Here is an 11,964-nt window from a genome sequence, read left to right as displayed (position 1 = left end):
TGGCTTTTTTGTTGAAAAAGAGACTAGAGACTATTTTGAACTATCGGTTGATTTTATAAAAAAAACCTGCCCCATTATTGTGGCTAGATTCTTTTCATTAGAGGATTTGTTTGCTTACAAGAGCAATATTATAGCGTTTTTTTGCACATAGATGTAATGTAAGTTTCTGCAACAGTTCGGAGCGTTGTACAAGAAAAAGTCCCGAACTGTTTGTTCAGGACTTTAATTCAGCGGGACTTAAAGTGTTTTATAATCAAATAACTTCCGGGAATACACATTAATAAAAAAAATATGTAGAACCCAACTCCTAAATCCACAATAGCAGAAATTATTAAACTTAAAGAAGGAAGAGTCAAAAGCAAGATTCCATGTACTAAATGATTTGTTTTTTTTATAAAAAAAGGTGTTTTATTTCTAAATCTATATTCATCACTATACTTGCGGGAATGCCAATCCTCAAAATCATCTATGAAATTATTCTCTTTTTCTTTGTTTTCTTCAAAATCTTTTTTACTCATTTGATAATTTTTTGGCTATCGTGTTGGAAAAAAGAAGTAAAAATACGGAAATAATCAAAGATGTTACTTTCTCTATCATAGTGAAATCAACATTAAAAGTGGAAAACATATTATGTATAAGAGAAAAGCCCGTAGTTATAATAATATAATAAGAGCAAATAATGATTGCAATCCAAATAACTGATGAAAGATTTGCATCATCAATTAAATAGTTCTTCTTTTTTGAAAAAATATAATTTACCAAATAATTGTTAAATCTAAATAGTAAAAAAGTTACTGAAAGATTTAAGCAAAGATATAGTAATACGTTAGTCATCCAGTTTCCGGTCATAGAGGATTCGTAGATTCTTTCTGGAATTTGAGATACGCAATCTACAAATAGTTTTACAGTAATAAAGTAGATGCTTATTTTTAATAAATCTTTGTATATCATTTATATATAGGGTATTGATTGAGTCCTGCTGAGCTTCCAAAACTATAGTCATAGTTAGTTGTTCTTGGGAAAGGTGTTCCAACTCCATAGCCGGATAAATTAAAAGTATATCCAGCCTTAATTCGAACATTTACATTACTGGTTCCTCTAGGAAGAATATATTTCGCTGTTCCTATTTCTTTATAGCCGGATTCTATAATCCTAGAACCATAGGATCTGTATAAAGGCATTGTAACATTAAATGTGGATAATCCATAAGGACTACTTCCAACGATATTAACTTCTCCAAAAAAATAAGGATTAATTTGAGTATTTATATTAGAACCAATAGCTGATATTGTTAATTCATTACCAACGAGAGATATGGTGCCTTTTATGGTATATAAATCAGTGTCCAATGTACTTTTAGAATCTTTTTGAATAAATAAGGCTGCGCCTTGTTCTACTTCAAAGTTAACTGTTTTTCTTGGTATTTTGAAAGTTGCTCCTTGCTTTTTTGGTTTGGGCTTGTCAAGCCAACTGGATAGTTCATGCATTGTATGATTTAATCCAGCTACGATACCCCCGATAACAGCTCCATCCCAAAAATTACCCCCTGTTAGTTCTGATCCGACTCCACCTGCTAAGGCACCAAATAAAATGTTACCTACTCCTGTATTTCCTGCAACAGCTCCAAAAGCAGAAGCGCCTAAGCTACCCAATGCTCCGGAAGCAAATGCCTGTTCAAAACTATTCCCGCCCTGCATTAGAGATATTGCCCCTTGGGCAAAGCCATGTACCACTGCTTGTGCGGTACTTAATCCTGTTTTTGCTAAGAAACCAGCTAATCCTGTTGCTTTTATAGTTTCATAGGCTGTCGAAAAGGCGGTACCTATGCCAAATGTAATAGCTCCAGATACTGCTCCAATGGTTGTGGCTTTAAGGAAGCTCCCGATATTCCAATAATCTCCTGAAATTAAAACGCCTACCGAGTACGTTGCTGCTCCAACAACAGCAGCAATGATCACAGCAGTTAAAAATTCACCTAGCCCAAACAATTCACCGGTAGGATCATTGAACATGAGAGGGTTGTTCATTACATACCCATACTTATTATAGTTTTGAGTATTGGTAGGTTCCTGTATATTCTCATCTGCATTTAAGAACCTTCTTAGTAATGGATCGTATAATCTTCCGTTCATATGGATAATACCTACTTCTGGAAAATGCTCATGACTGGTATATCCTCTTTCTACTAATAACGGAGTTGTGTCAATTATATTTTTATCTGTGATTATCGATCCGTTTCCAATCTGAAGATGGGTAAAATTACCCCACGCATCAAAATGTCTCTGTTCCAGTTTATTTCCTGCTTCATCACTAATAGCTAAGATACTGCCTAAATAATCTTTATGCAAAAATTTGTAAGATGCATTGGTATCTTCAAAATTTTTAATATAAATAATATTACTTTCATAAGGTGTCCCTCCAATATAAATTAAATGTTTTTCTTTCCCAGTAATATTGTCTTTAACTATCTCAAAACTGCCATCCTCACTGTAGAATTTTGTAAATTTACCTTCCTGATCAGGATCAAAATTCCCGCCATAACTTACCCTTTGCCTCATGCCGGTCAAGCCGTATTGAAAAGCAACATCACCTTTCTCCCCATCAATAAATACGGGATCATTATTCTCATTATAAGCAATACTTTGTATCAGATCATTGTTATAATTTTGAGTTCCGGCAGCATTCAGAGTCATTCCTGTCGGCTGATATATTTTGTTGGAATTTTCAAATTTTATCTTTCCTACTTGGTCATTTTCAAGAATTCTGCCCTTTGCATCATAAACATTAAGTTTGGCATCCTGTATCTTGACTCCTGTCACTGGATTTGTCCAGTTTACCAGTCTATTGTTGTCATCATAATCAAAGGACTCTGAAATATTGAAATCTCCTCCTGTAACTCTGCTTTTTAGTTCATTCCTTATGGCATCAAATTGATATTGAATGTGTAAAAGGCTAGGCTTTAAAGTTGAGCTATGTTTGATTTCTTTAAGAAAACCATTGCTCATGTCATAATCATTGATGATATCTACCAGACCTAGCTTTGCTTTAAGGACCTGACCTTTTTGATTGATTTGATTAATTTCCCATAATACCTTTCCTGAAGTTTTATCCTTTACCTGATAGAGCTTTCCATTCCACGTGTTGTAAATATTTTCTATCTGTACTTTGGTGAAGACACCGGAAGAATATAGCTGCTTTTCATAAGAAGTTACTCTTGCTTTATCATCATAAGTGACACCCTTTTGGATGAAATATTTACCATTACTGCTTTCAGATGTTGATAACAGTCTACCCTGTGGGTCGTAGGATATGTTAGAACTGTAGGCCTTTCCTTTAGATGTTCCAGATTTTGAAGTTATTCTACCCTTATTGTCATAGGTGTAAGAAATTGTTTTATTTGTTGCCTGTCCACCATCGGTAGTAGAAATTTCCTTTTGAAGGATAAGTTGTCCCAGTGAATTATAAATATATTCTTTTATTCCTTTTGGACTGATAATCTTTTTGGGTTGTCCAAATCCATTATATTCATATGTATAGGTACCATTAGAAGGGTCATTAAATTCTGATTTTCTTCCCCAGGCATCATATTGAGTTGTTACAACGTTTTCGGCATATTTAGCCTGAATCTGCTCTCCCGCCGCATTGTATGAGAAATTGATTGTACCTCCTTTATCGGTGGTAGATATAGTATTTCCTAAAGCATCAGTTGTTTTGGATGTGGTTCTTTGGTAGCCATTTATTTCTTTTAGAGTAGTAGTGGTCCCTGAAATCGTTGCTACAGTTTCTTTCAGATTAAACAACACCATTTTTACTTTGGCAGGGAATACCGTATCGTCATATTCTGTGACATTCCATTGGTCAGCAGTCTGCCCCTCAAAGTAAGATTCACTTTCTTTGATTTTTCTTCCCAATATATCATACTGTATTTCTTTTGAGATATATTCTCCCTGTCCAAAAGCTTTAGTTGATGTTTTATATTCCTGACCTAACTTATTAATGAATTTTTTTGAAATATTGCCATCCGGATCGTACTGGGACATAATAACATTATAGTTGTCATCTTTTTCGTAACGATAAGTTGTTGTTCCGCTGAGATTATTTTTTGAGGTCAGTAGCTTGCCCCATTTATCATATGTGTTTTTAATGTTATTTCCTAATGGATCTGTTTGAGTAAGAATTTGCCCCAGATTATTATAAGTAATATTGCTCTCTAAACCTAAATTATCTATTTTCTTTTCCACAAATCTACCTTTGGATTCATACTTAGCTATTGTAGTTTGTGTTTGCGAATCAATGCTATTACTGGTAATCTTTTGAGTCACATTTCCAAAACCGTCATAATCGTATGTCTCCTGTAAATATCCAGTATTATTTCTGTTCCAGCTTTTAAGTGTTTTAAGGAGATTGTTTTCATAGATATATTCTTCTTTGGCGGATTTTGTATCTCCATATGCTTGTACAACATCAATTTTAGACTTAGGACGGCCAGTGTAATAATCAGCACCTGAACCTGATGGATTATGAGTATATTCAAGAGTAGAAGTTGTTATTGCGTAACCATTGTTGATGTTGGATACAGTCTGTACGGGAAAATAATAGTCCCCATAAGTTATCGTATTTTTGGTGATAGTATTTGTAAGGAAATCTTTGCTTAAAGATGATACAGGAGTAATAGCTGTTACAATTTTTGACTTATCAGAATTTTGTACATTGGTAATGATCTGTCCATTTAATAATTCGTCAATCTTGTAAACATTGGATTTGAACGAAAGAAGTTGTGTATTGTTTTCCGAAATGTCATTAGGAAAAACTTTAGATTCATCGCTTGTTCTAATTGACCATTCTTTGATAGGAGTGGCACCATTTATTGGATCTATCTGAGCTCCTGCCCATATTTTTGTGTTTTCTAAACCTTCCTTATACCATGACGAACGGGCGCTTTGTGTAAACCCAAGGATACCACGGCCTTGGAAATGGACAGCAAGATCTCGGTATCTGAAATCTTGTTTTTTCCCATTTTGGGTAAGCTGAGTTACTACTGTTTTAGAAGGCAGATTTTTTAGATTTGCATAAGGATAAAGAATATTTTCATTATTGGATTGATAAAAATTTGATGTATTGCTGTTACCTGAATCTAAATCATTGTATGAAATGACAGTTGTTGTATTTCCTTGTAAAATGCTGCTGATGGCATATTTTTGAGAAAGATTGAAATAATCGTATGTAAACAGAGAGGTATTTCCATGCTTCATCATAATAAATCGGTCAATATTATAAATTCTTGCTGAAATATTGATTGGTGTAAAATGAGCATCACTGGAAGACTCAATATTATCCTCAAAGCCTTGTATAAATACCAGATTTCCATTACTATCACTACCATTATTAATAATAGTTTTTAAACTATATTTTGAATCTCTGTTTGCGCCTAAGTCATGTTTTCTAAATGTTTCAGACTGTATACTGATGAAATCATCTTTTCCGTCACCATTAACATCTTTGACAATATTAAAATTGATAATTTGTCTTCTTTTTCCTGTATTACTACTGTAAGGGACTTTTCTATAAGTGGCGAAGTCAGGCATGTTTTGCTCCTTAAAAGCGTCATTTCCCATATTGGTGTACAATCTCCAGTTTCTGGTTTCTTCAACATCTTTTTCAGGAACTGCAAAGTCAATTTTCCCATCACCATTGAAGTCACCATACATTAAACCTTCTTTCTCACCATTGAAATTAACTAAAGCGCTACCACCAGATAGATTTCCTCCTTTTGCGAGTATATAAAAATATCCATTTCCTTTATCTATAAAATCCGTCGTGCCATCTCCATCAATATCTATCAGATCTATATTATTAATACTTTTTCCAATGTTTAGTTCGGTTAGCTGATTAGAAGATGGTGCATCCGAAAATAGATCAATGACATAATTACGGTAATATTCATCACAAGTGGTCTCCTGAACTGGAATCTGAGCAACATCACCGTTGTATATAAAACTGGTAGTACATCTTCTATTTTCGGCGGAGAAAACAAGTTCAGAAACTTTATCTCCGTTGATATCAGACTCTTTAAAAGATCCCAAATGAGTGCTGACTTCTTGGTAACCTTCAAACAAACCTGGGTTTGTAGGGTAAGTACCGGTTTGGTCATAAAGACTTGTAAGAATTTCTTTCTGTTTAACAAGAGTTAAGATATTATTCTTTAAAATATATGCCTTAAGGATAAGCTTTTTAGAAGGCAATGGATCATTTGTTTCTTTATAAGTTATAATTCCTTGACTGGTTGCCAGTTTATGATCATTATCTAGAATTCCTCCGACTATAATTCCGGTGCTTAAATTTTCATCAGAAACTTTTACAGGGGTAAAACCTCCGTCTAATTTATTGAAGATAATATAAGTACCGCTTGATGTTGGCTCTATATAATTTCCTTGATTTTGACAGTTGCCATAATCGTCAGTTTCTAAACATTCATAATATCCTGCACTTCCTGCACTGTAATATAATAGATCAACTCTACCGTCTCCATTAAAGTCTCCTAATTTTTGGTCTTGTGAAATTAAGTTGCTATTAAGTTCAAGTTTGTCAGCTACTGGAGCTATTGGCGAGCTAAAAAATTTTACAGGAGTTGCAAATTGGTCTTCATCTACCTGCTCAGTTATACTTTCTACAAATTGATAACTTGAAATAGAAGGGTCTATGGAATAGTTAATATTGTATTTCTTAAACAAATTATTGTTAGTATTTACGGCAATATTATTAAGGAGTTTTCCTTGAATGAAATGTTGGCCGTTAACATAGAATGTTTCCGAAAGTTGGCGAGCCTCGTATGTAAATTTTATTTCGTTGAAATGCGTTGTGTTTAATAATTCATTCGCTCCCCATATTATTGAGGAAATAAGAGCAACGTTATTATTCTGGATATACGTGTAAGTGATATAATTCCCTTTTATATCTTTCCATTTAACAATGTTATATTCTATAGGAGTGGTTGCATTACTTTCTCCAGAAGCTGTTGCTCCATACCAGGCCTGTGAGCCGTCTTCAAAGGTTACTTCCCAATATTCGGGACCGCTCCATGGTTTGCCACTGATGCTTCCAGTTGACTTAATTTTTATATTAGAATATTTTTCTGTAACATATTCAGCTCCATTTTTTCCATATTCCCCAGATTTTAAAATTAACCTCTGGCCGTTAAAACTGTAATAATCTGAATAATCTAGCTGAATTCCTTTGGGTTCGCCATCTTGTTCAATGTTTTTGCCAATTCTTGCAATAGCAGTTACACCTGAAATGTTCCATCCATAACCTACAATTCCATTTCCAGAACCACTTGTATACACTAGGTTTATCTGTGGGGCTACACTTTTTACACCAGGAGGCAATGCAATAGGAAGTGAAAATTGTAGTTGTCCACTTCCAGAAACTTCTATATCCCCTTTGGTATCATGAAATTTTTGATTCTCCGGAACAGACGTTCCACTTGGGTTATTCGCTCCTGCATTGGAATCCACAGGCCCACCTCCCGGATTTCCTGTACCGGGCCCTATTTTAGCAACAAAAGGATTAGCTACTGTGGAAGAAGCATGAAACCCTTGAGCAAGCACCACGGTCTGTGGATCCTGAACTGTCCGTGATGTATTTTCTGTCTGGTAAAGTATGGTCTGTGAAAAGCCCAGTACTGAACACAAGGACAGTATAAATGATAAAATAAATTTCATTTCTATAATATAATTATAAGTGATAATTGTTGATTGATAAAGAAAAAGTAGTAGCATTGGAAAATTTTATAATCTTTCAATGCTTCAATTTTTCAATCCAAAAAAATCTATCTTTTCGTAACATTTCTACCGAAGACCCTTCCGTCCTTCAATGTAAAGCGTAGAATATAAACTCCCCAGTCATATCCGGTCATATTGATCTTCAGCTGACGGTTCAGCCCCGGGATATTCTGTTGCTGGAATTTCCAGTGTACTGTACTGTGCTGATAGAGCGAGACGGATTCTATAAGATTATCTGCTTCTTCAGTCCAGTCGATGGTAAGAACATCATTGACAGGTACCGGATACAGTCTGATCTGTTTCCAAAATGTTTTTTCATCCATTGCAGCCGGCTGTTGCAAAGAAGTAGCGGTTGTAGTTTCTTTTTTTGCTGTTTCAGCGGGAGCAGTTTTTCCTGCAGCATTTGGCCCTCTGTATCTTTGGTTTCCGGCTTCGTCATATTTGAAATAGACCTCAGTTTGAGAAAACCCGAAAAAGCCTATAAACAAAGAAAATATCGAAAGTAATTTTGTTTTCATAAGTGTTTTATTTTTTTTCAGAAAGTAGTTTTTCCAGTTGTCTCTCTATCTTTTCAGATTGAGCTTTTAGAAGCACATTTTCTTTTTGAAGATTTTTTATTTGTTTGTTTTGCTCAATAGAATAGAGAGTAAGTTCTTCAATTTTTTGTAATAACTTAATTTGAAATTCACCCACATTGACGCCTTCTTTTTCCATTACATTAGCTGAAGCGATTTCAGGAAGATGTTTTTTCTCTTTAATGTGTTTTTCTACATCCTCTAGCTTTGGAAGATCATATTTCTCATCAAAAACAAAATCTGCTGTTGGTGTAAGAGTTACTTTAATCTCTTTTGCTTCAAATTTACCTTGAAGCGAGGCATTTCCATTAGGCATAATGGCCATTTGTATTTTCTTATTGGAAACAAAATTAATGGCTCCTAAACTTGCGCTATTATTATCATTTTCGATATTAAAATCACCATAGTTTCCATATCTGAATCCGCTGCCTGTATATCCGGAATTCAGTTCCAGATTGGCAGTAGTATGATATCCTAGACTAATCATTGCGCTACCTCCAGTTGAACCTGAAGCTACAAATTTACCAATGACTACATTTTGATTATTTGTATTCTCTTTAACGACATGTAGTTTTGCATTGGGATCACTGGTTCCTATTCCAGTATTTCCATTGTCAAAAATGGTAAGTTTAGGATCAGTATGATCCCCTTTGGAAACAATCCATTGGCTGCCATGCAAGTCTCCAAAAAACCAAGCTTTATCTCCATTCAGAGATTGAGTTTGAATTCCACGGGTAAAGCCTCCATCATTGGTATTTCTTTTCAAAAATAAGGTGGGCGAATAGCTCTGTATAGTAACATCTGAAAATGTTTGCTGTTGTCCAAAAGCAAGAACTGATGCTAATAAAGCGAATGATAATAATTTAATTTTCATTTGTTTAGGATATTAAAGTTGTTTTATAGGTTTGTTCAATTAAATAAATTTTAGGTACGTTTCCCTTTTGCTAGGCTTCTTTCACCAATATTTTTTCGGGGAATTTTGTAGTGACAGTACTAAAATTTTGGATTGGTACTGTTGATTTCATTAGTCCATCCTTACGGAAAGGATTTGATTTGTATATCCTTTATATTTTAAAGGTTATTTCTATAAGTTTGTTCGACGGGGGGAATGCTTTAATTGGCTGTTTCCTTGCTTTCTTCAAAAAAAGAAGAAGCCGAAATGTTTAGAATAAATAGTAAAGACTGTTTCATAATTTCTATCAGTATAGTAGTTGGTCAAAAATGTTTAATGGAAATTTGCTGTAAGAGAAATGTTAAGTATACAGTTTGCTTTTTTCACTTACTGAGGAGATTTGCGTTTTTTTTTGCAAAAGTAAATAATATCTGCATTAAATCCATCTAACCTTGATACATATCATCTAAAAGAAATCTATTGGGTTTTAAGATGAAGAAAAAAAGAAAATATTTAATTAAATATTCCGATTGGATGAAAAATATACCATGGAAAAAGGCTTGTAATAATCCGAACCTGTAATTTATTTAGATTTGATTTTTTTTTTTTTGGCCATCGTGTAGTGCGGTGGTTTTTTTATTGGAAGAGAGAGAATTTAATTTAATTGGAGTGGAAAACCTGCCTGATTATTCAGAATGGTTTCTTAATTGTTCAATCTTAAATTGCTTCTTCTCCGGCGGAACTACCTTTATGACAACCTGCTGCTGATCTTTTAATTCCCCTTTTTTATATTCATCAGAACCAAACGCATACTGGGGACCGAAAGTCATAAAACTATATCTCTCTTTTTTGTCAAGAGTCATGGATACTGTTCCCAAACTATCTGTAAAATATTGTCCGACTTCTACATATCTTCTGGTTGGAAATCCCCACGCTCCCATTCTCACCTCAACTCTGTCATTTACCCTGGGTTTCTGAGTATAGGAATCAACGACCTTGATGGTGACCTTAATTTCATTTTCTTTTGTAGAATTACTACAACCGATTAATAAAAATAATACGCTTACCAATAAAACTGTCTTTTTTACAGCTACTTTATTCATTATTGACATATTCGTTTAATAAAAATATTCTGCCAAGATATTACAGAATAAATAGTTTAACCTCAGCTACCGTTTTTCAATTCTATAATAAATCAACGAATCAAAAGTTCTCATAAACCTTTTTAGTTTTTTACTTTTATCCGGGTCTATTTTATCTTTTTCGCCGATAAAATAATGGTAATTAATAGACAGTTTTCTTTTGTTGGTTTTAATGCTGATCGTCTTAGGAAGAGACATGGAAGTTGTGCTTTCCCCTATGTCAGAATCGTCATTTAATGTATAGATCTGATTTTTATCAAAGCTTTTTCTCAGAATATCCCAATCATGGTTGGAAAATCGAATTTTAAAGGTGTCAGACTTTGATTCTTCTGTAAAACTGTTGCTCTCATACACCACAATTCCTTTAGCTGTAGAAACAAAAGTATTCTCCCTTGAAAGAGAAATATCTCTGCCCTCCAGCCGTTCCTTTTCTGAACAGGAAGACAGCACTGCAAGAGACAGGCTGATCACTGTTTTTTTTATTTTAGATACATTAAATAAAGGCTCAATATTTTCCATTCTTATTTCTTCTGAACAAAATAAACAACCTTCTCATTTTTATTTCGGTCTTTAAAACCAATCTTTATGCTGTCCAGACTTTCTCTTTTACTGATGTCATCATAGTATAATGCAATATTATCAGTATCTAAACCGGCACACATATCACAATAAAAATTAATGAATTTTGTATAATCGAATGCTTCTGCTTCAGACAAAAACTCTTCATTTGTTTCTAAATTCTTTAGTTTTACAATAAATGCAAAAAAACTTTTATTGATCGTCTGATCACGCTTAGAATTATATTTAAAAGTGGTGAAAGATTCTAAAATTAAATATTTTGTCTGATTTATTATCACCTCTCTTTTACTCGGATCGTAGTCTTTTATTAAAAGATTTCTCTTTCGGGCTTCTAAAATAGTCTGGGGCAGAAATTCTGTATCAGAGCCTACACAGGCGAACAGAGTTAAAAATAAAGAAATTAAAAAAAGTTTTTTCATAAGCTGTATCAGGCAGATCCTACTCCAAAAATAAAGAAAATATATCTTCCTTTCAAAAAACACTACAATGTCAGGAATATATTAAATAGCCCATATAAATCTCCTGTTTTAGAAAAAAGCTTTACCTTTGTCTATATGAACCTGTTAAGATGGATACTTGCATTCTATTTCATGGCATTGTCACTGATGCCTTGCGAAGATGTGCACCGTCCTGCAGGGCCTTCAGAAATTAAACTTTCATTCAATATTCAGGAATCCCATTCAAAAGATAAAGGAGATATCTGCTCACCATTGTGTACTTGCAGCTGCTGTCAAATGACGGTGTCTTCTTTCAAAATGGATCCTTTGTTTGAAATTCCGAGCCATGTTCAGGCTTACTTTTCAAAGAAAATTCTTTTCCAGAAAAACAATTTCGCTTACCAGATGTACGATCATATCTGGCAACCTCCTAAGATTTAATTTTTATTGATTATTAGAAAGTTAAGCTTTCTATCTATTGAACTTTGCAATACCATTGCAGAGGTCTTCGTGATATTTTTGCAACGGCATTATCGCCGTATGCAGTTATTACCAATA

At 34.0% G+C, this 11,964-nt stretch carries 8 protein-coding genes; 1 reads left to right on the top strand and 7 read right to left on the bottom strand.

Features of this window, described 5'->3' with window-relative positions:
• Positions 1-227 precede the first annotated feature (227 nt).
• The 7 genes from N0B48_RS14530 to N0B48_RS14500 form a co-directional block, all read right to left on the bottom strand.
• The gene (locus tag N0B48_RS14530; protein WP_259839474.1) at positions 228-518 is read right to left on the bottom strand and encodes a hypothetical protein; all 291 of its coding nucleotides are present in this window, start codon (positions 516-518) and stop codon (positions 228-230) included.
• A 429-nt stretch (positions 519-947) separates the two neighbouring features.
• Positions 948-7,778: an RHS repeat-associated core domain-containing protein gene (locus tag N0B48_RS14525; RefSeq protein WP_259839473.1), complete on the bottom strand. Its 6,831-nt coding sequence runs from the start codon at positions 7,776-7,778 to the stop codon at positions 948-950.
• 50 nt (positions 7,779-7,828) lie between these two features.
• The gene (locus N0B48_RS14520; RefSeq protein WP_259839472.1) at positions 7,829-8,299 is read right to left on the bottom strand and encodes a T9SS type A sorting domain-containing protein; all 471 of its coding nucleotides are present in this window, start codon (positions 8,297-8,299) and stop codon (positions 7,829-7,831) included.
• 7 nt (positions 8,300-8,306) lie between these two features.
• Positions 8,307-9,230 (bottom strand): hypothetical protein, encoded by a 924-nt coding sequence (locus tag N0B48_RS14515; protein WP_259839471.1) that lies wholly within the window; start codon positions 9,228-9,230, stop codon positions 8,307-8,309.
• 704 nt (positions 9,231-9,934) lie between these two features.
• Entirely contained in the window at positions 9,935-10,351 is a 417-nt protein-coding gene (locus N0B48_RS14510) for a hypothetical protein (RefSeq protein WP_259839470.1), read from the bottom strand.
• A 66-nt stretch (positions 10,352-10,417) separates the two neighbouring features.
• A complete protein-coding gene (locus N0B48_RS14505; protein ID WP_259839469.1) occupies positions 10,418-10,909 on the bottom strand; it encodes a hypothetical protein in 492 nt (163 codons plus the stop codon).
• A 2-nt stretch (positions 10,910-10,911) separates the two neighbouring features.
• Entirely contained in the window at positions 10,912-11,388 is a 477-nt protein-coding gene (locus N0B48_RS14500; protein ID WP_259839468.1) for a hypothetical protein, read from the bottom strand.
• A 135-nt stretch (positions 11,389-11,523) separates the two neighbouring features.
• On the opposite strand from N0B48_RS14500, the gene N0B48_RS14495 reads away from it, so the two are divergent.
• Positions 11,524-11,847 carry a DUF6660 family protein gene (locus N0B48_RS14495; RefSeq protein WP_034723892.1) on the top strand — a complete coding sequence of 108 codons (324 nt, stop codon included), beginning with the start codon at positions 11,524-11,526 and terminating at the stop codon, positions 11,845-11,847.
• The last annotated feature ends 117 nt before the right edge of the window (positions 11,848-11,964 follow it).

Source organism: Chryseobacterium herbae, from assembly GCF_025154075.1.
In the GTDB taxonomy this organism is placed as follows: Bacteria; Bacteroidota; Bacteroidia; order Flavobacteriales; family Weeksellaceae; genus Chryseobacterium; species Chryseobacterium herbae.
Note: the sequence above shows the minus strand (reverse complement) of the source record. Positions and strands in the feature narration are given on the sequence as shown.

Coding starts and splice junctions, on each gene's coding strand:
- N0B48_RS14530 (WP_259839474.1), bottom strand. CDS start 518: ATGAGTAAAAAAGATTTTGAAGAAAACAAAGAAAAAGAGAATAATTTC.
- N0B48_RS14510 (WP_259839470.1), bottom strand. CDS start 10,351: ATGAATAAAGTAGCTGTAAAAAAGACAGTTTTATTGGTAAGCGTATTA.
- N0B48_RS14505 (WP_259839469.1), bottom strand. CDS start 10,909: ATGGAAAATATTGAGCCTTTATTTAATGTATCTAAAATAAAAAAAACA.
- N0B48_RS14525 (WP_259839473.1), bottom strand. CDS start 7,778: ATGCTACTACTTTTTCTTTATCAATCAACAATTATCACTTATAATTAT.
- N0B48_RS14515 (WP_259839471.1), bottom strand. CDS start 9,230: ATGAAAATTAAATTATTATCATTCGCTTTATTAGCATCAGTTCTTGCT.
- N0B48_RS14500 (WP_259839468.1), bottom strand. CDS start 11,388: ATGAAAAAACTTTTTTTAATTTCTTTATTTTTAACTCTGTTCGCCTGT.
- N0B48_RS14520 (WP_259839472.1), bottom strand. CDS start 8,299: ATGAAAACAAAATTACTTTCGATATTTTCTTTGTTTATAGGCTTTTTC.
- N0B48_RS14495 (WP_034723892.1), top strand. CDS start 11,524: ATGAACCTGTTAAGATGGATACTTGCATTCTATTTCATGGCATTGTCA.